Source organism: Actinomycetospora chlora, from assembly GCF_039542135.1.
In the GTDB taxonomy this organism is placed as follows: Bacteria; Actinomycetota; Actinomycetes; order Mycobacteriales; family Pseudonocardiaceae; genus Actinomycetospora; species Actinomycetospora chlora.
In genome coordinates this window covers 1-26,371 of record NZ_BAABHO010000072.1, presented here as the reverse complement: position 1 = coordinate 26,371, position 26,371 = coordinate 1, and the positions used below count along the sequence as shown (strand labels likewise).

The window sequence follows — 26,371 nt, the reverse complement described above, 5'->3', positions numbered from 1 at the left end:
CGCCCGGGTCGCCGCCCGGCGCCCCTACCTGGCCCGCCGCGCCGCCGCCCGCGAGCCCGTGGCCGCCCGTCGAGGCACCCGTCGACACCCCCACACGGGCGACCGGGGCCCCGGCGAGCCACCGCGAGGAGCCCCACACCGTGTCCGCCGCGGGCACGGGCCTCTCCGCCGCCAAGGTCAGCGCGCAGGCGTTCGCGGCCGTCACCACCGCCGCGTTCGGCTCGTTCCTCGGCGGCGCGGGCGGGACCGTCGCCGGCGCCGGCATCGCCGCGGTCGTCACCACCGTCGGTGACGCCGTCTACCAGCGCTCGATCGAGCGCACCCGCGACCACGTCCGCACCCGGTTGCGCAGCGCCCGTCGCGACGGTGCGGCGCGTCCCCACCCCGAGGACGCCGCCGCCGAGGGTCCCCGCGACGTCGCCACCGTCGTCGCCCGCGCGTCCGGGGAGGGCACCACGGTCATGACGGGTCCCCCCGGGTCCGGCCCCGACGAGCACCCCACGGTCGTCCTCGGCACCGCGGGCGGCGAGCCCACCCGCGTCACGCCCGCGGCGGAGACGCGGGCCCTCGGCGCCGACGACCCGACGCGCGCCGTCGGCCCCGGCACCCGCGTGATGTCCCCACCCGACGACGGGACCGACGAGGCCACCGCCCTGCACGGGGCCCCCGGCGACCCGGACGACCCGGACGACCCGGCCGACGGAGAGCCCCGCCCCACCCCGTGGCGGCGCTACGGCGTCCTCGCGGCGACCGCGCTGCTGATCTTCCTCGTGGCGATGCTGGCGATCACGGGCATCGAGCGCGTCAAGGGCTCGCCGCTGTCCGGTGGCGAGACCGGCACGAGCGTCGGCGCGGTGTTCGGCACGGCCGCGCCCACCACGACGACCTCGAGCGACGGCCCGGCGACCACGTCGAGCGCGCCCGCGGGCGGCGACGAGGCGACCACGACGACCGAGGCGCCCGACGGGGGCGGGGAGACCACCGAGCCCACGCGGACGACCACGACCACGTCACGCGCCCCGCTGGTGCCGTCCGGGGTGCTCCCGGGTAACTGACGGTTCGTGCGCACCGACTTCGAGCCCGACGCCCTCGGCCCCGTCGGCTTCTACAAGTTCCTGACCTCGGTGATCGTCCCGCGGGCGATCGCCTGGGTGGTGACGCGCTCCGCCGAGGGCGTCGACAACCTCGCGCCGCACTCGTTCTTCACCGTCGCGAGCACCGACCCGCCCGTCGTGCAGTTCACGTCGGTGGGGGAGAAGGACTCGCTGCGCAACGCCGAGGCGACCGGGGAGTTCACGGTGTGCCTGACCCCGGAGCCGCTGCTCGAGGCGATCAACGCGACCGCGACCGACTTCCCGGCGCACGAGAGCGAGATCGACGCGACGGGCGTGACCCGCGAGCCCTCGACGCACGTGGCGCCGCCGCGGATCGCGGAGTCGCCGGTCGCGCTCGAGTGCCGGTTGGAGCGGACGCTGCCGGTCGGCAACTGCACGCTCGTGCTGGGACGGGTGGTGCACGCGGTGGTGTCCGACGACGCGCTCGTCGACGGCCGGCCCGACGTCAGGCGCCTGGCCCCGCTCGCGCGCCTCGGCGGCAACGAGTGGTCGACGATCGGGGAGGTCGTCGCCACCCCGCGCATCCGCTACGCCGACTGGCCCGGGCACTACCCCGGGGCGTCCCCCAGCAGCTGAGCGGCCTGCGGCCCGCCGACGGCGAGCAGGCGGCCGCGCGGGTCGGCCACCAGGCGCCGCGTGCCGTGGTCGAGAATCCCCATGGTGCCGGTCAGCGAGGCGCAGACCTCGTCGCCGCGGCGCAGCTCGGTGTCCATCCGGAACGTCTTGCCCGCGCCGAAGCGCACGTCGACGGCGACCTCCACGTCGTCGCCGTGGCGCAGCTCGGCGAGGAACCGCACGGTCGTCTCGAGGATCACCGGGCCGAGCCCGGCCGCGGTCAGGGCGTCGATCCCGATGCCCGCGGCCCGCAGGATCTCGGTGCGGCCGTGCTCGCCGTACTGGTGGTAGACGGCGTGGTTGAGGTGGCCGTTGGCGTCGCACTCGTAGCCGCGCACCGTCACCGTCGTCGAGAACACCCGGCCTCCTCACACCGCCCGTGATCGTCGCGATCGTGGCAGGCTGCCCCGGTGCGCATCGGGATGGGGTTGAACTACAGCGGCGGGTTCGAGGAGACGGTCGCCGAGCTCGCCGAGCACGAGGCGGCGGGGCTCGACATCGCCTTCGTGCCCGAGGCCTACAGCTTCGACGCGGTGAGCCAGCTCGGGTTCATCGCCGCGCGCACGTCCCGGCTCGAGATCGCGTCGGGCATCCTACAGATCTACACGCGCACGCCGTCGCTGACGGCGATGACCGCGGCGGGCCTCGACTACGTCTCCGGCGGGCGCTTCACGCTCGGCATCGGGGCGTCCGGCCCGCAGGTCATCGAGGGCTTCCACGGCGTGCGCTACGACGCGCCGCTGGGCCGCACCCGGGAGATCGTCGACATCTGCCGGCAGGTGTGGCGCCGCGAGAAGGTGCAGCACGAGGGCAAGCACTACACGATCCCGCTCCCGCCGGACCAGGGCACGGGCCTCGGCAAGCCGCTGAAGATCATCAACCGTCCGGTGCGCGACCGGATCCCGATCGTGCTGGCCGCCATCGGGCCGAAGAACGTGGCGCTGACCGCGGAGATCGCCGAGGGCTGGCTGCCGATCCTGTTCGTGCCCGAGCGCGCGCACGAGGTGTGGGGCGAGTCGCTGGCCGCCGGGAAGGCGAAGCGCGACCCGTCGCTGGGCGAGCTGCAGACCTACCTGCAGGCCTCGCTGTGCATCACCGAGGACGCCGACACGGCACAGCAGATGCTCGACGGGATGCGGCCGTTCGTCGCGCTCTACGTCGGCGGCATGGGCGCCAAGGGCAAGAACTTCTACAACGAGCTCGCCCAGCGCTACGGCTACGAGGAGGAGGCCGAGAAGGTCCAGGACCTCTACCTCGACGGCAAGAAGGACGAGGCCGCCGCGGCGGTGCCCGAGGACCTCGTCAAGGCCATGTCCCTCATCGGGCCGCGGTCGTACGTCGCCGAGCGCCTGCAGGCCTTCGCGGGCGCCGGTGTCACCACCATCAACGTCACGCCCCTGGCGGGCACGCCCGCCGAGCGGGTGTCGTTGGTGGGGCAGGTCAAGCAGCTGGCCGCCGACCTCTAGGAGCCGACATGCGTGTGTTCGCCGACATCGACGAGCTGCGGGGGGCGGTGGGCGAGGACCTCGGCACGAGCGAGTGGGTCACCGTCGACCAGCACCGCGTCGACATCTTCGCCGACGCCACCGACGACCACCAGTGGATCCACGTCGACCCCGAGCGGGCCGCCTCGGGACCCTTCGGGAAGACCGTCGCGCACGGCTTCCTGACCGTCGCCCTCATGCCCAAGTTCGGCTGGGACACCTTCGAGGTGAAGGGCGTCTCGATGACGATGAACTACGGCCTGAACAAGGTGCGGTTCCCCGCGCCCGTGCCGGTGCCGAGCCGTGTGCGAGGTCACTGCCGCCTGGTGGACGTCAGCGACGTGGCCAACGGCGTGCAGGCCACCATCGGGGGGACGGTCGAGATCGAGGGATGGCCGAAGCCGGCGTGCGTCGCCGAGGTCATCCTGCGCTACGTGGTGTAGACGAGGAGGTCGGCGTGGCCGATGCGGTGATCTGTGAGCCCCTGCGCACCCCGGTGGGTGGGTTCGGGGGCGGGCTGCGGGACGTGGCGCCCCAGACCCTGGCGGCGACCGTGATCCGCGAGCTGGTCGCGCGGACGGGCGTGACGGCCGACCAGATCGACGACGTGGTCTTCGGCCACTGCTACCCGACCATGGACGCGCCGGCGATCGGCCGGGTCGCGGCGCTGGACGCGGGCCTCGAGGTGACCGTCCCGGGCATCCAGGTCGACCGCCGGTGCGGCTCGGGGCTGCAGGCGGTGCTCTACGCGGCGATGGCGGTGCAGACCGGTGGGGCGTCGCTGGTGCTCGCCGGCGGCGCGGAGTCGATGTCGGGCGCGACGTACTACAGCCAGGCGCCGCGCTGGGGCACCAAGGCCGGCGGCTTCGAGATGAAGGACGCGCTGGCCGAGGGCCGTGTGCACGCCGGTGGGGTGAACCACCCGGTGTGGGGCGGGATGATCGAGACCGCGGAGAACGTCCGCAAGCAGTACGCGATCCCGCGCGAGGAGCAGGACCGCCTGGCCGTGCGCTCGCACGAGAAGGCGACCGCGGCGGTCAAGGACGGGCGTTTCGCCGACGAGCTGGTGCCGGTGACGGTGCCGGGGCGCAAGTCGGACACGGTCGTCGACGCCGACGAGCACATCCGTCCGGACGCGTCGCTGGAGTCGTTGGAGAAGCTGCGCCCGATCATGGGCAAGAAGGACCCGGACGCGACGGTCACGGCGGGCAACGCCTCCGGGCAGAACGACGGCGCCGCGGCGTGCCTGGTGACGACGCCGGAGAAGGCCGCCGAGCTGGGCCTGCGGCCGCTGGCGCGCCTGGTGTCGTGGGGCCTGGCCGGTGTCGGGCCGGAGATCATGGGCATCGGCCCGGTGCCGGCCACCGAGGCCGCGCTGGGCCGGGCGGGGCTCTCGTTGGCCGACCTCGACGTCATCGAGCTCAACGAGGCCTTCGCCGCCCAGGCCCTGGGCGTCGGGCGGGAGTGGGGCATCGACCTCGTCACCGACGAGCGCGTGAACCCCAACGGCTCGGGCATCTCGCTGGGCCACCCCGTCGGCGCCACCGGCGTGCGGATCCTGGCGACGATGCTGCGCGAGATGGACCGCCGCGAGGCCCGCTACGGCCTCGAGACCATGTGCATCGGCGGCGGCCAGGGCCTCGCCGCGGTCTTCGAGCGCGTCGCCTGAGTGCGAGCAACGCGGCATTGCTGGCGTCAGGCGCCAGGATCGCCACATCGTCGAACTCGCGACACGCCGGTCACTCCGCTCTCCACTGCGCCTCGCGCTTCTCCCGGGCCGCCGCCATGCCCTCGGCCGCGTCCTGGGTGGCCCCGGCCACGCGACGCATCGTCTCGCCGAACCGGATCGCCTCGGTCTGCGGCAGGTCCTCCGCCCGGCGCGCCATCTCCTTGATCGCGCGCTGGGCCAGGGGCGCGCCGGCGAGCAGGCGGTCGGCCAGCGCCCGGGCCTCGGCCATGAGGTCGTCGTGGGGCACGACGCGCGACACCAGACCCATCTCCCGCGCCCGTGACGCGTCGACGCGCTCGCCGGTCAGCAGCAGCTCCATCGCCGGCTGCCACCCGATCCGCTGCGGCAGCCGGATCGCGCCGACGATCGTCGGGATCCCGAGGCGCACCTCCGGGAAGCCGAACGTCGCCCGCTCGCTCGCGATCACGAGGTCGCACCAGGTGACGAGCGTCAGCCCGTACCCCAGGCAGTGACCGTTCACGGCGGCGATCACCGGCTTGAAGATCTCCCAGCCGCTCTCGAACGAGTTCACCGTCGGGCGCTCCCAGAACGAGCCGGGGAAGTCGCCGGCCGGGTTGCCCTCGCCGCCCGCGTCGGCGCCGACGCAGAACGCCCGGCCCTCGCCGGTGACGATGCCGACCCACGCGTCGTCGTCCGCGCGGAAGCGGTCGAACGCCTCGTTGAGCCCGTCGCGCATCGCGCCGTCGATCGCGTTGAGCTTCTCGGGACGGGCGTAGGTGATCGTCGCGACGTGCCCGTCGCGCTCGTAGGTGACGCGCTCGCTCTCCACCGCGTCACCGTAGGGCGATCTCCTCCTGGCGAGGGGCGCCCGTCGCCCGTCTACCCGAGCGAGGGTGCCCCTCGCTCGGAGCGGCCCGACTCCCACGCCCGCCACCGGACCGGGGGAACCGTGGCGCTCCGATCGGCGCGCCGGCGGCACCGCCCCCGAGGATCCGCACCAGCAGGAGGTGTGTGACGGGCTCGACGGGGTGACCCGGGTGGCGGGGAGCGGACGAGGAGGTGCATGCTTGTACCCAGCAACCGATTGTACGGAGCATGCAATGGATTCCTCGCGGCTCCCGGTCCCGCCGGGGGTGGACGACCGCTGGCAGGTGTCGGACCGCCTCGGCCACCAGCTCATCCGCGTCATGCGCGCGATGGAGCGGGCGAAGGCCGGCAAGGGCGTCGGCCCGGACGGCGTCGAGCGCGCGGCGTACGTCCTGCTGGCGCGGCTCGTCCTCGAGGGGCCGCGGCGCTCGAACGCCCTCGCCGAGTCGGTGCACTCCGACCCGTCGACGGTCAGCCGCCAGGTCGCGGGCCTCGTGCGGGCCGGGCTCGTGGAGCGCCGGCCCGACCCCGAGGACGGACGGGCGACGCTCCTCGCCCCGACGTCCGAGGGCCTGCGCGTCTTCGAGGCCAACCGCGACCGCCGCAACAACCAGATCAGCGAGATGACCGCGCACTGGGCCGAGTCCGACCGCCACCGGCTCATCGAGCTCCTCGAGCGCTTCGCCGGCGACATCGAGCAGCGCCTCGCGCCGTCCCCCACCCCGCCGTCGGCCGCCCTGCGCGGCCAGGAGGCTTCATGAGCACGCCCGCCGTGGCCGCGGCACCCCGCGCCGCCGCCCCGAGCAGCCCGGCCAGCACCGGCTTCACCCACCGCCAGATCCTCGTGATCCTGTCCGGGCTGATGCTCGGCATGTTCCTGGCCGCGCTCGACCAGAACATCGTCTCGACGTCCATCCGCACCATCGCCGACGACCTCCAGGGCCTCAACCTGCAGGCCTGGGCGACGACGGCGTACCTGATCACCGCCACGATCTCGACGCCGCTCTACGGCAAGCTCTCCGACCTCTACGGCCGCAAGCCCTTCTTCCTCTTCGCCATCGGCACGTTCGTCGTCGGGTCGGTGCTGTGCACGATCTCGACCTCGATGTACGAGCTGGCGGCCTTCCGCGCCCTCCAGGGCCTCGGCGCCGGCGGCCTGATGTCGCTGGCCCTGACGATCATCGGCGACATCGTCCCGCCCCGCGAGCGGGCCCGCTACCAGGGCTTCTTCCTCGCGGTGTTCGGCACGTCCAGCGTCATCGGCCCGGTGGTCGGCGGCTTCCTCGCCGGCCAGGACACGATCCTCGGCATCACCGGCTGGCGCTGGGTGTTCCTCGTCAACGTCCCGATCGGGATCGCCGCGTTCCTCGTCGTCATGCGGGTGCTCAACCTCCCGCACAGCCGCCGCGAGCACCGCATCGACTTCCCCGGCGCGATCGCGCTGGCCGTGGGCCTGGTGCCGCTGCTGATCATCGCCGAGCAGGGCCGCGAGTGGGGCTGGACCTCGACGTCGGCCATCGTCTGCTACGCCGTCGGCGCGGTCGGCCTCGTCGGCTTCTACCTCGCCGAGCGCGCCTACGGCGACGACGCCCTGCTGCCGCTGCGGCTGTTCCGCAACGGCGTGTTCAGCCTGACCTCGATCATCGCGGTCATCACCGGCATCGGGATGTTCGGCGGCATCGCGATCATCCCGCAGTACCTGCAGATCGTCACCGGCGCGACGCCGACGCAGGCCGGGCTGCAGATGATCCCGCTGGTCGGCGGCATCATGGTCGCCTCGATCATCTCCGGCCAGCTCACCAGCCGGACCGGGCGCTACAAGGTCTTCCCGGTGATCGGTCTCGGGCTGATGACCGTCGGCATGATGCTGTTCCACTTCCTGCTGCACGCCGACACCCCGTACTGGGAGATCGCGCTGCTCATGGTCGTGTTCGGCCTCGGGCTCGGCAACTGCATGCAGACCCTCGTGCTCGCGGTGCAGAACGCCGTGCCGGCCAAGGACATGGGCGTCGCGACCGCGTCGGCCACGTTCTTCCGGCAGATGGGCGGCACGCTGGGCGTCGCGGTGTTCCTGTCCGTGCTGTTCTCCACCGTCGGGGACAGCATCCGCGACGCGTTCGCCGCCATCGCGCCGACGCCGGCGTTCCAGGCCGCCCTCACCGACCCCACGATCGCGGCGAACCCGGCCAACCAGGTCGCGCTGAACCCGGTGGCCGGCGCGGCGCAGGTCGCCCAGGACTCCTCGGTGCTGCAGCGGATGGACTCCCGCCTCGCCGAGCCGTTCCTCGTCGGGTTCTCCGACTCGATGGACCTGGTCTTCCTCATCGCCGGCTGTGTCATCGCGGTCGGGTTCGTGCTGATCTGGTTCCTGCGCGAGGTCCCGCTGCGCACGCAGTCGGGCATCCAGGCCCGCGACGCGGAGAGCGTCGGGACCCCCACCGACGCCGCCGTCGGCGGGCCGGCCGCCGGTGCCTCCGCGCACAACACCGCCAACGACGCGCCGCCGGTGCCCGCGGCCTCCGCGGCCGTCCGCACCACCACGGCACCGACCGTGCCGACGCGGGTGCCGCTGCCGGCCGCGCAGGCCCCGCAGACCCGCCCGGTCGGGCCGGCCTGGCAGGCCCGGCACCCGGAGCCCGCGTGGGGCCCGCCGGCCAGCGCCGACGCGGTGCGGCCGACACCCCACCCGAGCAGCAACGGCAACGGGCACGCCAACGGGCACGGTGGGGCACCGGCCGTCCACGGCCGCGTGTCGGGCGCCGACGGCGGTCCCGTCACCCCGGACGACGAGGTCACCGTCTCGCTGCACGGCCTCGACGGTGCCCCCGTGCGCCGCACCGGCCTGGACGACCGGGGCGGCTTCAGCCTCGCGCCGCCCTCGCCGGGCACCTACGTGCTCATCGCCAGCTCGCCGCGGCGGCGGCCGTTCGCCGAGCTCGTCACCGTCGACGGCGCCCCGGTGCGCCGCGACGTCGCCCTGGCCCGCACGGCGACGCTCGGCGGCCGCGTCGCCGAACCCGACGGGACGCCCGTCGCGGGCGCGACCGTCACCGTCACCGACCCGGGCGGCGGGGTCGTCGCCGTGCGGCGCAGCGACGCCGACGGGGCGTGGGAGAGCGGCGAGTGCGAGCCCGGCGCCTACACGGTCACGGTCCTCGCGCCCGGCCGCCCGCCGCAGGCCGCGCGGGTCACCGTCGGCGCGGACGGCGCCCGCCAGGACGTCACGGTGCCGCCGGCGCGCTACGCGCTGTCGGGCGTCGTGCGCGGCGCGAGCGGGTCCGCGGTGCCGGAGTCGCTGGTGGTGCTCGTCGGCCAGGACGGCGCGGTGGTGGCCTCGGCGGTCACCGGCCCCGACGGCCGGTTCCGGCTCGACGACCTCCCGCCCGGCCGGCACATGCTCACCGCGAGCGGGTTCGCCCCGGTGACCCAGCAGGTCGCCGTGGAGGCCGCCGCCGACGTCACGCTGACCGTGACGCCGCCGCGGCCCGCCACGCCGGGTGTCGACGGTGCCGACCACGGGCGCCACGAGGCGCCGGACGCCCCGGAGTCCCCGGAGCCGGTATCGAGCTGACGCGCCCACGCGCTCGTGAGTGGTCCGGGTCGCCGTGGCGACCCGGACCACTCACGCGGCGCTAGCCCTCGTGGCGGTCGCGCGAGGCCTTGACCTCGGCCTCGGCCTCGGCGCGCCCCACCCACGAGGCGCCCTCGACGCTCTTGCCGGGCTCGAGGTCCTTGTAGACCTCGAAGAAGTGCTGGATCTCGAGGCGGTCGTACTCCGAGAGGTGGTGGATGTCGCGCAGGTGGTCCTGGCGCGGGTCGCCGGCCGGGACGCAGAGCACCTTGTCGTCGCCGCCGGCCTCGTCGGTCATGCGGAACATCCCGATCGGGCGGGCCGCGACCACGCAGCCGGGAAACGTCGGCTCCTGGATGAGCACCAGCGCGTCGAGCGGATCGCCGTCCAGGCCGAGCGTGTTCTCGATGTAGCCGTAGTCGGCCGGGTACTGCGTCGCGGTGAACAGGGTCCGGTCCAGGCGGAGCCGGTTCGTCTCCTTGTCCATCTCGTACTTGTTGCGGACCCCCTTGGGGATCTCGATCAGCACGTCGAACTCCACGGTGACGCTCACCGCTCCCTGTGTCGCTGGTCCGTCGTCGGCCGCCTCTAGTCTGGAGTACCGGCCGGGGTGACCCGGCACACCACGGAGGTGACCTCTCCCTCGCCCGGGTGAGGTGAACAGCAGGTGAGGAGGGGTCCCGCGGCGTGAGCGGCGACGGACACCGCGCGGACACGCCGACGTCGTCCGCCCTCCACCGGTGGGGTCGCCGGCTGCTCGTGCTCGGGATCGTCGTGGTCCTGCTCGGCGGGCTCGGGATCGGCACCGCGCTCACCGCCCCGTCGCTGGCCCGCACCGTCGGGCTGCCGGTGTGGCTCACCGGAGGGCCGGCCGCGGACCCGCCGGAGCCGGTCACGCCCCGGCTGGCGCTGGCCGCCGCCCCGACCGACACGCCGGTGCCCACGTCGGCCGGCCTCGCGTCCGCCCTCGACGCCCGCGCCGCCGCGCTGGGCGACCTCACCGGCGCCGTCGTGGACCCGGCCGACGGCCGGCGGCTCTGGGAGCGGCGCCCGAGCGAGCCCCAGGTCCCGGCGTCGGTCACCAAGGTGCTGACCAGCTCCGCGGCCCTGCTGCGCCTCGACCCCACGCTGCGGTGGACGACCCGCGTCGTCGCCGGCCCCACGCCCGACTCGGTGGTGCTCGTCGGCGGCGGCGACCCGACGCTGTCGTCCCTGCCGGCCGGGCAGCAGAGCGTCTACCCCGACGCCGCGCGCCTGGACGACCTGGTGGCCGCCGTGAGCGCCGCCCGCGCCGGGCAGCCGCCCGTGCGCCAGGTCTACGTCGACGTCTCCCGCTACGAGAACGGCGGCGGCAACGGGCAGGCCGCCGGGTGGGACCCCGTCGACATCGCCGGCGGCAACTTCGCCCCGATCGTCCCGGTGATGCTCGACGGCGGCCGCGTCGACCCGACCGCCGTCGACGGCACCCGCATCGCGTCGCCGGCCTCCGCGGCGGCCACCGAGCTGGGCGCGCGGCTGACCCGCGGCGGCACCGCTCCGACCGTCGCGATCGGCACCGCGCCCCCGAACGCCCCGGTGCTGGGGGAGGTGGTGTCCCCGCCGGTCACCGAGCTGGTGCGCACCGCGCTGCAGAACTCCGACAACGTGCTCGCCGAGGCCCTGGGACGCGAGGTCGCCCGCAGCGTCGGGGAGCCGACGACGTTCGACGGGGCCGCGCGGGCGGTCACGCGAGTGCTGGACGAGGCGCGGATCGACACCACGGGCGTCGTCCTCGCCGACACCAGCGGGCTCTCGGTGAACGACCGCATCCCCGCCGGCGTCCTCGCCTCGGTGCTCGCGCCCGCCGCCGCGCCGACGGGCGCCGACCCGCGCACCCCTCTGCTGCGGCCCCTGCTCGACGGCCTGCCCGTCGCGGGCGGGGGCGGCACGCTCGCGGAGCGGTACACGCCCGGCACCGCCACGTCCGACGGCCGCGGCTGGGTTCGTGCCAAGACCGGCACGCTGACGGCGGCGAACGCCCTGGCCGGTGTGGTCAGCACCGAGGACGGGCGCACGCTCGTGTTCGCGTTCATGAGCAACGGCGCCGACCCCGGCACCGCCCGCCCGGGCCTCGACGGCCTGGCGGCGGCCCTGCACGACTGCGGCTGCCGCTGACGCCACCGCCACGGGGACCGCACGTACGGTGGTCCTCGTGAGCACCGACGTGACCACCACCGAGCGGGCGACGGGCATGCCCGTCGACTGGGGCCTCGCCGCCGCCACCGGCGCGCGCCTCGTGCCGGCCGGGCCGGCGGTCACCCCGGAGCAGGCCGCCGCCGAGGTGCGGCGCCTGCGCGACGGGGCGCGGGTCTCCGAGCAGCACGTCCGCGAGCTCACCGGCATGGGCGCGGGGCTCCCGGTGCCCGAGGCCGACGTCGTCGACCGGCCGGACTGGATCCGCTCCGCCGTCGACGGGGTCGCCACCCTGCTCGACGACGTCCCCGGCCCCCGCCGGCCCGAGGGCCTGGTGGGCGACGCCGTCGGTCGCGTCACGCGCTCGGCCGCCGGCCTGCAGATGGGCACGCTGCTGGCGTTCCTCGGCAGCCGGGTGCTGGGGCAGTACGACCCGTTCGGCGGCCCGGAACGAGCCGGCCGCCTGCTGCTCGTGGCGCCCAACGTCGTCGCCGCCCAGCGAGCGCTCGACGTCGACGGCGACGACTTCGCCCTGTGGGTCTGCCTGCACGAGGCCACGCACCGGCTGCAGTTCACGGCCGTGCCCTGGCTGCGCGACCACTTCCGCGGCGAGGTCGCCACCTTCGCCGGCAACATCGACGGCTCCGCCTCCGGCGCGGTCGACCGGCTGCCCGAGATCCTCAAGGCCCTGCGCCGCGAGCGGCCCACGGACGGGCTCGCGCTGGTCGAGATGTTCCAGGGGCCCGAGCAGCGCGCCGTGCTCGACCGCCTGCTCGCCCTGACCACCCTGCTCGAGGGGCACGCCGAGCACGTCATGGACGCCGTGGGGCCGGCGGTCGTGCCGTCGGTGGCGACCATCCGGGCGCGGTTCACCACCCGGCGCCGGGGCGGCGGCCTCGTCGACCGCCTGCTGCGCACGCTGCTCGGCGTCGACGCCAAGATCCGGCAGTACGAGCAGGGCCGCGTGTTCGTCGACCAGGTCGTCGACACCGTCGGCCTGCCTGGCCTGAACGCCGTGTGGACCTCGCCGGACACCCTGCCCCGCCGCGCCGAGATCACCGACCCGGCCGCCTGGGTCGCGCGCGTCCACGGCTGAGCCACCGGCGGGGGACGTGACACGCGCGCCCGACCCGGTCGCCGACGTCCGCCGGGCGGTGCGCGAGGCCCTCAGTGGTGCCGCGAACGGGTATCTCGCTGCTTCTATGCGCCCGAACTCCCCGTTGATCATCGCCTGCTCGGGCGGGGCGGACTCCCTCGCGCTGGCCGCGGCGGCCGTCCACGTCGCGGACGGGCCGGTGCACGGCGTCGTCGTGGACCACGGCCTCCAGGACGGCTCGGACCGGCAGGCGGCGCGCGCGGCGGCGCAGCTGGGGGCGCTGGGGGTGAGCGCCGAGGTCGTCCCCGTCGACGTCGGCGGCGAGGGCGGACCGGAGGCCGCGGCCCGCACCGCCCGCTACGCCGCGCTGCGAGAAGCATCACGTGCGCGCGGCGATGTCCCGGTCCTGCTCGGCCACACGCTGGACGACCAGGCCGAGACCGTCCTGCTCGGGCTGGGTCGCGGGTCGGGCGCGCGCTCGCTGGCCGGGATGGCCGTGTGGGACCCGCCGTGGTGCCGCCCCCTCCTCGGTCTGCGGCGCGCGACGACCCGGGCGGCCTGCGCCGCGACGGGCCTCGACTCGTGGGACGACCCCCACAATGCCGACCCCCGCTACACCCGCGTCCGCCTGCGTCACGAGGTCCTGCCGCTGCTCGAGGACGTGCTGTCCGGGGGCGTGGCCCCCGCGCTGGCCCGGACGGCGGCACAGCTCGCCGACGACGACGCCGCGCTCACCGCCCTCGCCGAGGCCCGGCTGGCCGTCCTGGCGGGCGCCGACGGCGGGCTCGACGCCGTCGCCCTGGCCGCCGACCCGCCGGCGATCCGCCGCCGCGTGCTGCGGTCGTGGCTGGTCGCGCGGGGTGCCCCGGAGCTCTCCGACGCCCACCTGCGCGCCGTCGACCGGCTCGTCGCCGCCTGGCGCGGACAGGGAGCACCGCCACTGCCGGGTGGGTTGGAGGTCGTCCGGGCGCATGGCAGGCTGCAAGCGGTCGCGGCCCGATCCGCCGGGCCGCCCCCGACCCGGTGAGGAGCCCCCGAACGGTGTACGACGGCGACATCTCGTCCGTGCTGATCACCGAGGAACAGATCCAGGGGAAGATCGCCGAGCTCGCCGCGCAGATCGGCGCGGACTACGGCGAGCGCGACCAGGACCTCGTGCTGGTGGGGGTCCTCAAGGGCGCGGTGATGTTCATGACCGACCTCGCGCGCCGGCTCCCGATGCCGACCCAGCTCGAGTTCATGGCCGTGAGCTCGTACGGGTCGTCGACGTCGTCTTCCGGTGTGGTCCGCATCCTCAAGGACCTCGACCGCGACATCTCCGGCCGCCGCGTGCTCATCGTCGAGGACATCATCGACTCGGGCCTGACGCTGTCCTGGTTGCGCAAGAACCTCGAGTCCCGCGGACCGGCCTCGCTCGAGGTCGTCACGCTCCTGCGCAAGCCCGAGGCGGCCAAGCTCGACGTCGAGGTGGCCTACGTCGGCTTCGACATCCCCAACGAGTTCGTCGTCGGCTTCGGGCTCGACTACGCGGAGCGCTACCGCGACCTCCCCTACATCGGGACGCTCGACCCGCGCGTGTACGCCTGACCTAGGGCCCGATCACCGACCGATCACTGAACGATCACTCACCCGTCACGGCCCCGCGTGCGACCGGATCGTGACCGAGGGCTACCGTCCGCCACATGGCCGGTGCGCGTCGCTCTCTGTGGCTGGTCAACGGGCTGATCGTGCTGGTCGTGCTGCTCGCCGCCGGCGGCACGGTCTACGCGCTGACGAGCAGCGGCGGCACCGACGACCAGGGTCTGCGCACCACCCCGGTGGCGCGGGGGACCGTCGCCGCGACCGTCAGCGCGTCGGGCGCGGTCACCAGCGCGCGGGGCTCCACGCTGAACTTCGCCACCAGCGGCCGCGTCGAGGACGTCCGGGTGAAGCTCGGGGACACGGTCACCGCGGGCGAGGTCGTGGCGACGCTCGACCCCGAGTACGCCGAGGCCAACCTCGACGCCGCCCGGGCCCAGCGCGACGCCGCGCGCCAGCAGCTCGCCGACGCCCGCGAGGCGCGTGACAACCCGACCACCACCGCGGCAGCTCCGGCGGCGGGCGGCACAGCCCAGCAGCCGGCGGCGACGCAGGCACCGGCCGGCGGTGCGGCTCCGGCGGGGGGTGCGGCGCCCGCTCAGCAGCAGACCCAGCAGCAGAACCAGCAGCAGAACCAGCCACAGGGTCAGGGTCAGGGCCAGGCCCCATCGCAGCAGCAGGGCGGCGCTCCTGTTGTCGAGGTCAACCGGTTCGGTATGGCGCCGCAGCCCAAGGCCGACCCCACGCCCACCCCGACGCCCGGTGCCGGGACGAGCAGCGGTGGCGCGGCCGGGGGCGCCGGTGGCGGGGCCACGACGCCGGAGGGCCAGGTCGCTTCGGCCGAGGCGTCGCTGGCGCAGGCGGAGGCGTCGGTCATCCAGGCCGAGCAGTCGCGCGACAACCTGGAGCTGGCGTCGCCGCAGGACGGCACGGTCGTGAGCCTCGACATCGGGCCCGGCCAGCTGGTGCCCGCCGGCGGCACGACGAGCAGCTCGACGACGTCGGGCAACCCGACCGGCGGCACGCTGCCCGACGGCTCCGCCGCGGGCGGGGGCGCGGCCGCGTCGGCCGGCGGCGGTGCCACCGGCGCGGCGTCCGGCGGAGCGGGCGGAGCCGGCGGCGGGAGCGCCGCAGCGGGCAGCGGCACGAACGTCACCGGCTCGCCGACCCAGCCGGCGGCGATGACCGTCCTCGACCTCGCGTCGCTGCAGATCCGCGCCGACGTCCCCGAGCTCGACGTGGGGCGCCTGGCGGTCGGCCAGCCCGTCGCGGTGACCGTGAACGCGCTGCCGGGGCAGTCGCTGCCCGGGGTGGTCAGCAGCGTCGACGTACTGCCGGGCACGGGCGCGTCGGTGCAGTACGGCACCAACATCACGCTCACCGGGCTGCCGCCGAACCTGCGGCCGGGGATGTCGGCGAGCGTGGCGGTCACCGTGGCCGAGGCCTCGAACGTGTCGTTCCTGCCCTCGGCCGCGATCACGCCGACCGGCGGCGCGGGCGCGACGTCGGGGACCGTGCAGGTGCTCGGCCCGGACGGCGTGCCGCAGACGCGGACGGTCGGTCTCGGCCTCAGCTCGGACACCACGACCGAGATCCGCTCCGGCCTCGCGCCCGGCGAGCTCGTGGTGCTGCCCGGTGCGACCGCGGAGATCCAGCCCGGCCAGGGGCCTCCTGGACGCCAGAACAACAACGGCGGCGGCAACCGATCCGGGCGCGGCGGAGGATGACCTCGGGTGAGCCGGTGCCGCACGTCCTCGACGTCCGGGGCCTGTCGAAGGTCTACGGCGTCGGCGACACCGCGGTGCACGCCCTGCGGGACGTCGACCTCACCGTGCGGCGCGGCGAGTACGTCGCGGTCATCGGCCAGTCCGGATCGGGCAAGTCGACGCTGCTCAACATGCTCGGCTGCCTGGACGCGCCCACCTCGGGGCGCTACCTGCTCGAGGGCCTCGACGTCGCCCACCTCGACGAGCGCCAGCAGGCCGTGCTGCGCAACCGGCAGATCGGCTTCATCTTCCAGGCGTTCAACCTCATCCCGCGCACGAGCGCGCTCGCGCAGGTCGAGCTCCCCCTCGTCTACGCCGGGGTCGGGCGCCGGGTGCGCCGCGAGCGCGCGGAGGCGGCGCTCGCGCTCGTCGGCCTCGCCGAGCGCGCCGACCACCGGCCCAACCAGCTCTCCGGCGGCCAGCAGCAGCGGGTCGCGGTGGCCCGCGCGCTGGTGACCACGCCGGCCCTCCTGCTCGCCGACGAGCCCACGGGCAACCTCGACTCGACGAGCACCCGCGACGTCCTCGCGCTCTTCGACCGCCTGCACGCGGCCGGGCGCACCATCGTCCTCATCACCCACGACGACGAGGTGGCCGCCCGGGCCGAGCGGGTCGTGGTGGTCACCGACGGGCGCCTGCACGAGGCGGAGGCGCGGCGGTGAACGTGGTCGAGGTCGTCCGGTTCGCCCTGCGCGGGCTGTGGGCCAACCGCCTGCGCTCGCTGCTGACGATGCTCGGGATCATCATCGGCATCGCGGCGGTGATCCTGCTGACCGCGCTCGGCAACGGCGCCTCGCAGTACATCCAGAGCCAGATCGCGGGCCTCGGCGCCAACAGCATCACGGTGCTCCCGCGCCAGCCCCCCGCGAGCGCGGGCACCGACGGCCGGCCGCTCACCGAGGCCGACGTCGAGGCGCTCGGCGACCCCCAGGGCGCACCGGACATCGCGTCGGTGTCCGGCGTCGTCACCTCCTCCGTGACGGTGGACGCGGGCCGGGCGAGCACCGGCGCGACGATCGTGGGCAGCACCCCGACCTACTTCCCGGGCGCCAACGTCCAGATCGCCACCGGCCGCGCCTACACCGAGGCCGACGTCACCGCGGGCCGCAAGGTCGCGCTCCTGGGTGCCACCGTCGTCGAGGACCTCTTCGGCGCGAACGCCGCCCCGGTCGGACGCTCCGTGCTGGTCAACGGCGTGCCGTTCGACGTCATCGGCACGCTGGTCCCGTCCGGCAACGGCGGCGGGCTGTCGAACCCCGACGAGAACGTGCTCACGCCGCTGACCGCGGTGCAGGGGTCGCTGACCGGCTTCGGGGACCTCAGCCAGATCGTGGTCCAGGCCCGGTCGACGGAGGCGCAGGCCGCGGCCGAGACCGAGGTCAACTCGATCCTCGACCGCCGCCACGGCATCGAGAACGCCGACGACCGCGACTTCCAGGTGATCAGCGCCCGGCAGCTGGCCGACGTCCTCGACCAGACCCTCGGCGCGTTCACCCTGCTGCTCGCCGCGATCGCCGCGATCTCGCTGGTGGTCGGCGGCATCGGGATCACCAACATCATGCTCGTGTCGGTCACCGAGCGGACGCGCGAGATCGGCATCCGCAAGGCCCTCGGGGCGCCGCCGTCGGCGATCCTCGGGCAGTTCCTCGTCGAGTCGATCATCCTGAGCCTCGTCGGTGGCGCCATCGGCGTGGCCGTCGGCTACGCCGGCACGCTCGTGCCGCTCGGCGACTTCCGGCCGGTCGTGGTGCCCGCGGCCGTCGTGGCCGCGGTCGCCGTCTCGGCCGCCATCGGCATCTTCTTCGGCGCCTACCCCGCCCGCCGGGCCGCCCGCCTGCGGCCCATCGACGCGCTGCGCCGCGAGTGAAGGAGGACCCGTGAACCAGCCGTCCGAGGACCGCGAGGAGCGCGAGGACCAGGACACCGCGGCGGGGGAGACCCGCGAGGAGCGGCCCGGGTCGGCGGCGACCGAGCAGTTCCCGGTGCCGCCGCCGGCGCGCCGGTCGGATCCGCCGCCGCAGCAGTACCGGCCCGAGCCCTGGCGCGACGTCCCCCGCGACGGTCAGGACGGTCGGGGCCAGGACGTCCGGGGCCAGGACACCGACCGCGCCGCGGCCGTGCTGGACCGCCCCGTCGACGACGTGGACCTCGCCACCCGGCTGCGCCGCCCCGGCCTGGCGCGCTCGACCCGCATCCTGCTGCTCGTGCTCGGCGGCGTCGTGTGCGTGGCGGTCGGCCTCTTCGTCGGGCGGGCGACCGCTCCCGACACCGGTCCCGGCTCGGTGCCCGACATCCTCGGCGTCGTCGAGTCCGTCCAGCCCACCGGCGGCGGCTTCCCGATCGTCACGGTCCGCGCGGGCGACGGCACCCAGACCGCGCTGCGCACGACGGCCGGCACGGACGTCGCCGTCCCCCGCCCGGACGGGCCCGCGGGACTGCGCGTCGGGCAGCAGGTGACGGTGCACGCCGAGCGCGGCGCCGACGGCGCGGTCACCGCGGTGCGCGTCGACGTCCCGGCCGGTTCCTGACACCGCTAGCCTGCGCACCGTGGCCGACCAGGGTGCTGCTGCAGAGATCGCTGCCGGGTACGCGACCGAGGGCGCGGCCCTCGAGCTGGGGACCGTCGTCGTCGACGGCACGGTCGACCCCGGCGCCCGCGTCCGGATCCCGTTCGCGACGCTGAACCGGCACGGGCTCGTCGCCGGCGCGACCGGCACCGGCAAGACCAAGACGCTGCAGAACCTCGCCGAGCAGTGCTCGGCGGCGGGCGTCCCGGTGCTGCTCGCCGACATCAAGGGCGACCTCTCGGGTCTGGCGAAGCAGGGCGAGCAGAACGACCGCGTCACCCAGCGCGCCACCGACACCGGCGACGACTGGACGCCGACGGCGTACCCCGTCCAGTTCCTCTCGCTCGGCGAGGGCATCGGCGTCCCGGTTCGCGCGACGATCACCGGGTTCGGGCCGATCCTGCTGTCGAAGGTGCTCGGCCTCAACGCCACCCAGGAGTCGACGCTCGGCCTGATCTTCCACTGGGCCGACCAGCAGGGCCTCGCCCTGCTCGACACCAAGGACCTGCGCTCGGTCATCGCGCACCTGCTCTCCGACGAGGGCAAGGAGCAGCTCAAGGGCATCGGCGGGGTCTCGACGGCGACGGCCGGGGTGATCCTGCGGGCGCTGGTCAACCTCGAGGCCCGGGGCGGGGAGAAGTTCTTCGGCGAGCCCGAGTTCGAGCCGGCGGACCTGCTCGCGGTCGAGGGCGACGGGAAGGGCCGCGTCACGCTGCTCGAGCTCGCCGACCAGCAGGCCGACCCGATGCTCTACTCGACGTTCCTGATGTGGCTGCTCGCCGAGCTCTTCGAGGACCTCCCCGAGGCCGGCGACATCGACAAGCCCAAGCTCGTCTTCTTCTTCGACGAGGCGCACCTGCTGTTCGCCGACGCGTCGAAGGCGTTCCTCGACCGCATCGAGCAGACGGTCAAGCTCATCCGCTCCAAGGGCGTCGGCGTCTTCTTCTGCACCCAGCAGCCCACCGACGTCCCCAACGACGTGCTCTCCCAGCTCGGCGCCCGGGTCCAGCACGCGCTGCGCGCCTTCACCCCGGACGACCAGAAGGCGCTGACGCGCACGGCGCGGACGTATCCGAAGAGCACGGTCTACGACATCGAGACGTCGCTGACCTCGCTCGGCACCGGCGAGGCGATCGTCACCGTGCTCTCCGAGCGCGGCGCCCCGACCCCGGTGGCCTGGACGCGGGTGCGCGCACCGCGCTCGCTGATGGCCGCGATCGGCGAGCCGGCCGTCACCGAGGCGGCGAAGGCGTCGCCGCTGTGGGGGAAGTACGGCACCCCGATCGACCGCGAGTCGGCCTACGAGAAGCTCTCGGCGTCGACCGGGGCGACGGGCGCGCCGGCCACCCCGCCGGCCGAGCCCGTGCCGCCGCAGCAGCCGCCTCAGGAGGCGCCGCCGCAGGCCCCGCCGCCCGCGGAGGACGAGGGGCCGGGGTTCATCGAGAAGGCCATGGCCAACCCGGCGGTGCGGTCGTTCGCCCGTTCGCTGGCCTCCTCGCTGGGCCGCGAGATCACGCGCGGCCTGTTCGGGACGGCCCGCCGGCGGCGCTGACCGCGGGCGGGCTTCCGCGCCCGGACCCCCGTCGGGCCCGCGGGGTACATTGAGCAGATCAGGGCGCCACGGCCACCCGTGCGTGGACGCACCCCGATCCGAGACGACTGATCACGACCGACCGCAGGGTCCACCCGGGGAGGGTCGAGGGCCGCCTGGAGGCCGCAACCGCATGGACCGCAAGCGCCTTCTCCGCAATCCACTCATCTGGATCGTGGTGTTCTTCCTCATCTACCTGGGGATCTCGTCGCTGCTCAGCGACACCCGCGGGTACACCGAGGCCCCGACGTCGCTCGTCCTCCAGCAGGTCGAGGCCCGCAACGCGTCGCAGATCACGATCGAGGACAAGGAGCAGCGCCTCCGGCTGACACTGACCAACCCGGTGCAGGTGCCCGGGGTGGACGGCGCCCAGCCGACGACGACCAACCAGATCTACGCGCAGTACCCCGCGGCGGCGACCGACCAGGTGTTCGCGCTGGTGCGCGACAACCCGGCGCCGTCGGGCTTCGACACCAAGGTGACGCAGGACTCGATCCTCACCCAGATGTTGATCTACCTGATCCCGCTGGGTCTGGTGCTGCTGCTGCTGTTCTGGATGATGAACTCCCAGGGCGGCGGCAACCGCGTCCTGTCCTTCGGCAAGTCCAAGGCCAAGCAGCTCAACAAGGACATGCCGAAGACCACCTTCGCCGACGTCGCGGGCGCGAACGAGGCGGTGGAGGAGCTCTACGAGATCAAGGACTTCCTCCAGAGCCCGACGCGCTACCAGCAGCTCGGTGCGAAGATCCCCAAGGGCGTCCTGCTCTACGGCCCGCCCGGCACCGGCAAGACGCTGCTCGCGCGCGCCGTCGCCGGCGAGGCGGGCGTGCCGTTCTACACGATCTCCGGGTCGGACTTCGTCGAGATGTTCGTCGGCGTCGGCGCGTCCCGCGTGCGCGACCTGTTCGAGCAGGCCAAGCAGAACTCCCCCTGCATCGTGTTCGTCGACGAGATCGACGCGGTCGGCCGCCACCGCGGCGCCGGCATGGGCGGCGGCCACGACGAGCGCGAGCAGACGCTGAACCAGCTGCTCGTCGAGATGGACGGGTTCGACTCCCGCGGCGGGATCATCCTCATCGCGGCCACCAACCGGCCCGACATCCTCGACCCCGCGCTGCTGCGCCCGGGCCGCTTCGACCGCCAGATCCCGGTCGCCGCGCCGGACCTCGCCGGCCGTCGCGCGATCCTGCAGGTCCACTCGGCGGGGAAGCCCCTGGCCCCCGACGCCGACCTCGACGGCCTGGCCAAGCGCACCGTCGGCTTCTCCGGCGCGGACCTCGCCAACGTCATCAACGAGGCCGCGCTGCTCACCGCCCGGCTGGGCCAGCAGCAGATCACCGGGGCCTCGCTGGAGGAGTCGGTCGACCGCGTCATCGGCGGCCCGGCCCGCAAGAGCCGCATCATCTCCGAGCAGGAGAAGAAGGTCGCGGCCTACCACGAGGCGGGCCACGCGCTCGCCGCGTGGGCGATGCCGGACATCGAGCCGGTCTACAAGGTCACCATCCTGCCGCGCGGCCGCACCGGCGGGCACGCCCTCGTCGTCCCCGAGGACGACAAGGAGCTGATGACCCGCTCGGAGATGATCGCCCGCCTGGTGTTCGCCATGGGCGGCCGGTCGGCCGAGGAGCTCGTGTTCCACGAGCCGACCACCGGCGCGTCCTCGGACATCGAGCAGGCCACCAAGATCGCCCGCGCGATGGTCACCGAGTACGGCATGAGCGCCAAGCTCGGGGCCGTGAAGTACGGCCAGGAGCAGGGCGAGCCCTTCCTCGGCCGCACCGCCGGCCGGCAGGCGGACTACTCGCTCGAGGTGGCCCACGAGATCGACGAGGAGGTGCGCAAGCTCATCGAGGCGGCGCACACCGAGGCGTGGGACATCCTCAACACCCACCGCGACGCCCTCGACGCGCTGACCGGCGAGCTCATCGAGCACGAGACGCTGCAGCGGCGCGACCTCGAGCGCGTCTTCGCGTCGGTCACCAAGCGGCCGCGCATCACCGCGTTCAACGACTTCGGCGAGCGCGTCCCGTCCGACCGGCCGCCGATCAAGACGCGGCGCGAGCTCGCCACCGAGCGCGGCGAGCCCTGGCCGCCGCCCGGCGAGCAGCAGGACGAGCGGGCCCCCGTCGGCTCGGTCGCCGGCAACGGCCACGCCGTCAACGGGTCGTACGGCAGTGGGGCGGGCGGCAACGGCGCCAACGGCACCTACGGCGCGCACTCGGCGAGCAACGGCCGCGACCGCGAGTCGGTCCCGGCCGGCACGGACGGCGGGTCGCCCACGCCGCCGCAGGGCACGCCCACCGCCGGCATCCCCGACGTGTACCGCACCGGGAGCAACGGCGGCCGTCGCGGCGGTCCGGGCGACGGCGACAAGCCGTCGTCGGTGGCGCCCAACTACGGCGCCCCGCCCGGGTGGACGCCGGCGACGGTCCCGCACGGCACGACGTGGAACCCCGGTGGCGCCGGTCATTCCGGTGGCGTCCCGTACGGCGGGCAGCCGTCCGGCTCGTCACGCTCGGCGGCCGACGACTGGTCGAACCCGTACGGTGATCCGGACGGCCGCACCCGCGAGGGCCGGTCGGAGGGCCGGCACACCGGGCCGAGCTGGGGCCACGACGGCTCCGACGGCACGTCCGGCACCTCCGGTCCGGACGGACGCGACACTCCTCGCGGGTAGCGCACGAGGTGGGCCGGCGTGCCTGCGCGGCGTGCCGGACCGGTCGAGGATGACCGCGAGGGAGACGTGACGACCAGTCAAGGTGAGGACGCGGAGCGGAGCGGAGCCGGACCGTTGACGCTGGACGGGAACCACCGGGTGCGCCCGACGGACGACGGCGCGGGTGGCCCGGTCGGCGACGCGATCGCGCCGGAGTGGCCCGGTTTCGACGCGGCCCGGGCCGAGGCGGCGGTGCGCGAGCTGCTGATCGCCATCGGCGAGGACCCGGAGCGCGAGGGCCTGCGCGAGACGCCGGCGCGGGTGGCGCGGGCGTACCAGGAGCTGTTCGCGGGCCTGCGCGCCGACCCCGCGGAGGTGCTCGAGCGCACCTTCGACGAGGGACACGAGGAGCTCGTGCTCGTGCGCGACATCCCGCTGTTCTCGATGTGCGAGCACCACCTGCTGCCGTTCCACGGCGTGGCGCACGTCGCGTACATCCCCGGCCCGAAGGGCCTGGTCACGGGGTTGAGCAAGCTCGCCCGGCTCGTCGACCTCTACGCGCGCCGCCCGCAGGTGCAGGAGCGCCTGACGAGCCAGGTGGCCGACGCGCTGGAGTCGCGCCTCGACACCCGGGGCGCACTCGTGGTGATCGACGCCGAGCACCAGTGCATGTCGGCGCGCGGGGTCCGGAAGCCGGGCGCGCGCACCACCACGTCCGCGGTGCGCGGCATCCTCAAGTCGTCGGCGAGCTCGCGCGCCGAGGCCATCAACCTCATCCGGAGCGGCTGACGGGTGGGTGCGCCGGTGCCGTCCCTCGGCCTGCCCGACCCCGGCCGCTGCGTCGTGATGGGCGTCCTCAACGTCACGCCCGACTCCTTCTCCGACGGCGGTCGGTGGCTCGACCGCGACCACGCCGTGGCCCACGGCGTCGAGCTGGCGCGCCGCGGCGCCGACCTCGTCGACGTCGGCGGCGAGTCCACCCGGCCCGGCGCGCAGCGGGTCGACGCCGCGACCGAGACGGCGCGCGTCGTCCCGGTGATCCGGGAGCTGGCGGCGGACGGCGTGCGGGTCAGCGTCGACACCACGCGTGCGGCCGTGGCCGCGGCTGCGGTCGAGGCGGGCGCGACGATGGTCAACGACGTGTCCGGCGGCCTGGCCGACCCGCACATGGCCCGGACGGTCGCCGAGACCGGAGTCCCCTGGGTGATCATGCACTGGCGCGGTCCGAGCGACCGGATGACGTCGCTGGCCTCCTACGAGGACGTCGTCGGCGAGGTCCGGGCCGAGATGGTCGAGCAGGTGGACCGTGCGGTGCTCGCGGGCGTCGACCCGTCGCGGCTCGTGCTCGACCCCGGTCTCGGGTTCGCCAAGACCGCGGCCCACAACTGGGCGCTGCTGCGCAAGCTGCCGGTGTTCACCGCGCTCGGCTTCCCGGTGCTGATCGGGGCGTCGCGCAAGCGGTTCCTCGGTGCGCTGCTGGCCGAGGACGACGGCACGGTCCGCCCGCCCGACGGCCGGGAGATCGCCACGGCCGCCGTCTCCGCGCTCGCCGCCGCGAACGGGGCGTGGGGCGTGCGGGTGCACGAGGTCGGCCCGTCGCTCGACGCCGTCGCGGTGGCCGCCGCGTGGTCGTGGGGGACGTCGCCGGCGGAGGTGGAGAAGTGAGCGCGCTCCGGGACACGAAGGAGACAGGGGAGCACGCCGATAGGGGAGCTGGACCATCGATGACCGACCGCATCCTGCTGCGGGGGCTGCGCGTGCGGGGGCACCACGGCGTGTTCGACCACGAGCGCCGCGACGGCCAGGACTTCGTGCTCGACCTGGCCCTCGAGGTCGACCTGGCGGCGGCGGGCGCGTCCGACGACCTGGCCGACACCGTCGACTACGGCGCGCTCGCGGAGACCGCCGCCGCGGTGGTCGCCGGCCCGCCGCGCCGGCTCATCGAGTCGGTGGCCGCCGAGGTCGCCGCGCGGGTGCTCGCCGACGGGCGGGTCGCGGCCGTCGAGGTGACGCTGCACAAGCCGCAGGCCCCGATCACGGTCCCGTTCGAGGACGTCGCGGTGGTGGTGCGGCGGGAGCGGCCGTGAGCCGCGCCGTCCTCTCGCTCGGGTCCAACATCGGGGACCGCGCCGCCAACCTCCGGGGCGCGCTGGCGACGCTGCGCGCGGCGGGGGCGCGGATCGTCGCCGTGTCGCCGGTGTACGCGACCGCGCCCTGGGGCGGGGTGGAGCAGGACGACTTCCTCAACGCCGTCGTCGTCGCCGAGGACCCGGACTCCCGGCCCTGGTCGTGGCTCGCCCGCGCGCGGGCCGCCGAGAGCCGCGCGGGGCGCACCCGCGACGTCCGCTGGGGTCCGCGCACGCTCGACGTGGACGTCCTGGACGTCGACGGCACCACCAGCGACGACCCGGAGCTGACGCTGCCGCACCCGCGCGCGCACGACCGCGCCTTCGTGCTCGTGCCGTGGCTCGACGTCGACCCGGACGCGGTGGTCGCCGGCCGCGGGCGGGTCGCCGACCTCCTGGCCGGGTTGCTGCCCGAGGAGCGCGCCGGGGTGCGGCGCGACCCGGCGGAGCTCGCGTGAGGACGCGCACGAGCCCGTCGTTGCTGCTCGTCGTCGCGGTCGCCGCCGGCCTGGCCGCGAACGTCGCCCTGCAGGCCGCCTACGGCGACCTGCCCCCGCTGCCGCTGCTCGCCGGGCTCACCCCGCTGGTGCTCGGTGCGGCCGAGCTCGTGCTCGCGTCCGTCCTGCGCGCCCGGATCCGTCGCCGCGAGGGCGCGCGGCCGGTGGACGCGCTGGCCACGGCGCGGGCGGTGGCGCTGGCGAAGGCGTCGTCGGTGGCCGGGTCGGCGGTGGGCGGCGCGTGGCTCGGGGTGCTCGCCTACGTGCTCCCGCTGCGCGACCGCGTCGACGCGGCCGGGGCGGACACCGCGAGCGCGCTCGTGGGCGTCGTCGGCTCGGGCGTGCTCGTCGGTGCCGGGCTGTGGCTGGAGCACTCGCTGCGCACCCCGGACGACCAGGACCGGCCACCCGCCGACCGGCCCTGACCGGCGGCTATCCTGCCGTGATGGGCACTCCGGGCCCCGACCGCCGTCGCGTCGCGCTGCTGGGCGCCGCGGCCGTCCTCGCGGTCCTCGCCGGCGCTGCGGTCGTCCTGGCCGACGACGCCCGCTGGCTGCGGCTCGGGGTCGTCGCGGCGCTCTGGACGGTCGTGCTCGTGGTGATCGCTCTCGCCCGCCGCCCGTCCGCGGTGGACGCCGAGGTGGCGGACGAGGCCGCTGTGGAGGCCGCTGTGGCCGCCGAGGAGGCGGCCGACGCGGCGGACGCGGCCGAGGCCGAGCTCGACGACGCCCGGCGTGACCACGAGCGCCGGCTGGCCCGCGAGGTCGGCGCGCGGGAGGAGGCCGAGCGCGAGGCGGAGAAGGCCCGCGACGAGGCGGCCGTGCTGCGCGAGCAGCTCGAGCGCGCCCGGCTCGCGGCCGACCCCGTGACCCTGCGGTCGGTGGCCGCGCCCCACCCGCGGGCGGCTCGGCTGCGGGTCGTCGGCGACTCGGGCCCCCTGCCGCCGGTGCCCACCGTCCCGCCCCCCGCGCCGGTGCCCG

General features: G+C 75.0%; 25 protein-coding genes and 1 pseudogene. 23 read left to right on the top strand and 3 right to left on the bottom strand.

The features are described from left to right. Positions 1-140: 140 nt before the first annotated feature. On the top strand, positions 141-1,055 hold the full coding sequence (locus ABD994_RS28430) for a hypothetical protein (RefSeq protein ID WP_345423971.1): 915 nt from the start codon (positions 141-143) through the stop codon (positions 1,053-1,055). A 6-nt stretch (positions 1,056-1,061) separates the two neighbouring features. Beyond that, complete coding sequence (locus tag ABD994_RS28425; RefSeq protein WP_345423968.1) at positions 1,062-1,691, top strand: flavin reductase family protein; 630 nt, start codon at positions 1,062-1,064, stop codon at positions 1,689-1,691. Here the strand turns inward: ABD994_RS28425 and ABD994_RS28420 are convergent. Continuing rightward, the gene (locus tag ABD994_RS28420) at positions 1,664-2,089 is read right to left on the bottom strand and encodes an acyl-CoA thioesterase (RefSeq protein ID WP_345423965.1); all 426 of its coding nucleotides are present in this window, start codon (positions 2,087-2,089) and stop codon (positions 1,664-1,666) included. The two genes, ABD994_RS28425 and ABD994_RS28420, sit on opposite strands and share 28 nt — an antisense overlap. A 51-nt stretch (positions 2,090-2,140) precedes the next feature. On the opposite strand from ABD994_RS28420, the gene ABD994_RS28415 reads away from it, so the two are divergent. Genes ABD994_RS28415 through ABD994_RS28405 form a run of 3 tightly spaced genes read left to right on the top strand, consistent with a single transcriptional unit; the run spans position 2,141 to position 4,883 of the window. After that, on the top strand, positions 2,141-3,196 hold the full coding sequence (locus ABD994_RS28415) for an LLM class F420-dependent oxidoreductase (RefSeq protein ID WP_345423962.1): 1,056 nt from the start codon (positions 2,141-2,143) through the stop codon (positions 3,194-3,196). A gap of 8 nt (positions 3,197-3,204) precedes the next feature. Next, complete coding sequence (locus ABD994_RS28410) at positions 3,205-3,657, top strand: MaoC family dehydratase (RefSeq protein WP_345423959.1); 453 nt, start codon at positions 3,205-3,207, stop codon at positions 3,655-3,657. Between the two features lie 14 nt (positions 3,658-3,671). Beyond that, complete coding sequence (locus tag ABD994_RS28405; protein WP_345423956.1) at positions 3,672-4,883, top strand: acetyl-CoA C-acetyltransferase; 1,212 nt, start codon at positions 3,672-3,674, stop codon at positions 4,881-4,883. A 70-nt stretch (positions 4,884-4,953) separates the two neighbouring features. Here the strand turns inward: ABD994_RS28405 and ABD994_RS28400 are convergent, their stop codons facing one another. After that, positions 4,954-5,733, bottom strand: a complete 780-nt coding sequence (locus ABD994_RS28400; RefSeq protein WP_345423953.1) for an enoyl-CoA hydratase/isomerase family protein — start codon at positions 5,731-5,733, stop codon at positions 4,954-4,956. Between the two features lie 271 nt (positions 5,734-6,004). Between ABD994_RS28400 and ABD994_RS28395 the strand changes: the two genes are divergently transcribed. Further along, positions 6,005-6,532, top strand: coding sequence for a MarR family winged helix-turn-helix transcriptional regulator (locus ABD994_RS28395; RefSeq protein ID WP_345423950.1), 528 nt, complete (start codon positions 6,005-6,007; stop codon positions 6,530-6,532). Then, complete coding sequence (locus tag ABD994_RS28390) at positions 6,529-9,342, top strand: MFS transporter (RefSeq protein WP_345423947.1); 2,814 nt, start codon at positions 6,529-6,531, stop codon at positions 9,340-9,342. Before ABD994_RS28395 ends, ABD994_RS28390 begins: the two co-directional genes overlap by 4 nt. A gap of 61 nt (positions 9,343-9,403) precedes the next feature. Here ABD994_RS28390 and ABD994_RS28385 read toward each other — a convergent pair whose 3' ends face one another. After that, positions 9,404-9,883: an inorganic diphosphatase gene (locus ABD994_RS28385; RefSeq protein WP_345423986.1), complete on the bottom strand. Its 480-nt coding sequence runs from the start codon at positions 9,881-9,883 to the stop codon at positions 9,404-9,406. 146 nt (positions 9,884-10,029) lie between these two features. Between ABD994_RS28385 and dacB the strand changes: the two genes are divergently transcribed. The 16 genes and pseudogenes from dacB to ABD994_RS28305 form a co-directional block, all read left to right on the top strand. Further along, on the top strand, positions 10,030-11,496 hold the full coding sequence (dacB, locus tag ABD994_RS28380; protein ID WP_345423944.1) for a D-alanyl-D-alanine carboxypeptidase/D-alanyl-D-alanine endopeptidase: 1,467 nt from the start codon (positions 10,030-10,032) through the stop codon (positions 11,494-11,496). Between the two features lie 76 nt (positions 11,497-11,572). After that, entirely contained in the window at positions 11,573-12,610 is a 1,038-nt protein-coding gene (locus ABD994_RS28375) for a zinc-dependent metalloprotease (RefSeq protein ID WP_345423983.1), read from the top strand. 16 nt (positions 12,611-12,626) lie between these two features. Next, positions 12,627-13,637 (top strand): tRNA lysidine(34) synthetase TilS, encoded by a 1,011-nt coding sequence (gene tilS, locus ABD994_RS28370; RefSeq protein ID WP_345423941.1) that lies wholly within the window; start codon positions 12,627-12,629, stop codon positions 13,635-13,637. Between the two features lie 14 nt (positions 13,638-13,651). After that, positions 13,652-14,197, top strand: coding sequence for a hypoxanthine phosphoribosyltransferase (gene hpt, locus ABD994_RS28365; RefSeq protein WP_345423938.1), 546 nt, complete (start codon positions 13,652-13,654; stop codon positions 14,195-14,197). A 95-nt stretch (positions 14,198-14,292) separates the two neighbouring features. After that, complete coding sequence (locus tag ABD994_RS28360; RefSeq protein WP_345423935.1) at positions 14,293-15,915, top strand: efflux RND transporter periplasmic adaptor subunit; 1,623 nt, start codon at positions 14,293-14,295, stop codon at positions 15,913-15,915. Further along, a complete protein-coding gene (locus ABD994_RS28355; protein WP_425550140.1) occupies positions 15,912-16,616 on the top strand; it encodes an ABC transporter ATP-binding protein in 705 nt (234 codons plus the stop codon). Before ABD994_RS28360 ends, ABD994_RS28355 begins: the two co-directional genes overlap by 4 nt. Then, positions 16,613-17,821, top strand: coding sequence for an ABC transporter permease (locus tag ABD994_RS28350; protein ID WP_345423932.1), 1,209 nt, complete (start codon positions 16,613-16,615; stop codon positions 17,819-17,821). Before ABD994_RS28355 ends, ABD994_RS28350 begins: the two co-directional genes overlap by 4 nt. Positions 17,822-17,831: 10 nt before the next feature. After that, positions 17,832-18,482: a hypothetical protein gene (locus ABD994_RS28345; RefSeq protein ID WP_345423929.1), complete on the top strand. Its 651-nt coding sequence runs from the start codon at positions 17,832-17,834 to the stop codon at positions 18,480-18,482. Positions 18,483-18,501: 19 nt separating this feature from the next. Beyond that, positions 18,502-20,073 carry a helicase HerA-like domain-containing protein gene (locus ABD994_RS28340; protein WP_345423926.1) on the top strand — a complete coding sequence of 524 codons (1,572 nt, stop codon included), beginning with the start codon at positions 18,502-18,504 and terminating at the stop codon, positions 20,071-20,073. Between the two features lie 172 nt (positions 20,074-20,245). Beyond that, entirely contained in the window at positions 20,246-22,789 is a 2,544-nt protein-coding gene (gene ftsH, locus ABD994_RS28335) for an ATP-dependent zinc metalloprotease FtsH (RefSeq protein ID WP_345423923.1), read from the top strand. A gap of 183 nt (positions 22,790-22,972) precedes the next feature. Continuing rightward, a complete protein-coding gene (folE, locus tag ABD994_RS28330; RefSeq protein ID WP_345423977.1) occupies positions 22,973-23,557 on the top strand; it encodes a GTP cyclohydrolase I FolE in 585 nt (194 codons plus the stop codon). 57 nt (positions 23,558-23,614) lie between these two features. Beyond that, the gene (folP, locus tag ABD994_RS28325) at positions 23,615-24,433 is read left to right on the top strand and encodes a dihydropteroate synthase (RefSeq protein WP_345423974.1); all 819 of its coding nucleotides are present in this window, start codon (positions 23,615-23,617) and stop codon (positions 24,431-24,433) included. Positions 24,434-24,492: 59 nt separating this feature from the next. Next, positions 24,493-24,855: a dihydroneopterin aldolase gene (gene folB, locus ABD994_RS28320; protein ID WP_345423920.1), complete on the top strand. Its 363-nt coding sequence runs from the start codon at positions 24,493-24,495 to the stop codon at positions 24,853-24,855. Next, positions 24,852-25,352: a 2-amino-4-hydroxy-6-hydroxymethyldihydropteridine diphosphokinase gene (gene folK, locus ABD994_RS28315; RefSeq protein WP_345423917.1), complete on the top strand. Its 501-nt coding sequence runs from the start codon at positions 24,852-24,854 to the stop codon at positions 25,350-25,352. Before folB ends, folK begins: the two co-directional genes overlap by 4 nt. Beyond that, positions 25,349-25,816: a DUF3180 domain-containing protein gene (locus tag ABD994_RS28310; RefSeq protein ID WP_345423914.1), complete on the top strand. Its 468-nt coding sequence runs from the start codon at positions 25,349-25,351 to the stop codon at positions 25,814-25,816. The genes folK and ABD994_RS28310 overlap by 4 nt, the downstream gene beginning before the upstream one ends. Positions 25,817-25,836: 20 nt before the next feature. Further along, positions 25,837-26,371, top strand: a pseudogene (locus ABD994_RS28305) (hypothetical protein); the annotation flags it as partial.

Coding starts and splice junctions, on each gene's coding strand:
- ABD994_RS28410 (WP_345423959.1), top strand. CDS start 3,205: ATGCGTGTGTTCGCCGACATCGACGAGCTGCGGGGGGCGGTGGGCGAG.
- ABD994_RS28390 (WP_345423947.1), top strand. CDS start 6,529: ATGAGCACGCCCGCCGTGGCCGCGGCACCCCGCGCCGCCGCCCCGAGC.
- folP (WP_345423974.1), top strand. CDS start 23,615: ATGGGCGTCCTCAACGTCACGCCCGACTCCTTCTCCGACGGCGGTCGG.
- ftsH (WP_345423923.1), top strand. CDS start 20,246: ATGGACCGCAAGCGCCTTCTCCGCAATCCACTCATCTGGATCGTGGTG.
- ABD994_RS28375 (WP_345423983.1), top strand. CDS start 11,573: ATGCCCGTCGACTGGGGCCTCGCCGCCGCCACCGGCGCGCGCCTCGTG.
- ABD994_RS28355 (WP_425550140.1), top strand. CDS start 15,912: ATGACCTCGGGTGAGCCGGTGCCGCACGTCCTCGACGTCCGGGGCCTG.
- ABD994_RS28395 (WP_345423950.1), top strand. CDS start 6,005: ATGGATTCCTCGCGGCTCCCGGTCCCGCCGGGGGTGGACGACCGCTGG.
- folB (WP_345423920.1), top strand. CDS start 24,493: ATGACCGACCGCATCCTGCTGCGGGGGCTGCGCGTGCGGGGGCACCAC.
- ABD994_RS28360 (WP_345423935.1), top strand. CDS start 14,293: ATGGCCGGTGCGCGTCGCTCTCTGTGGCTGGTCAACGGGCTGATCGTG.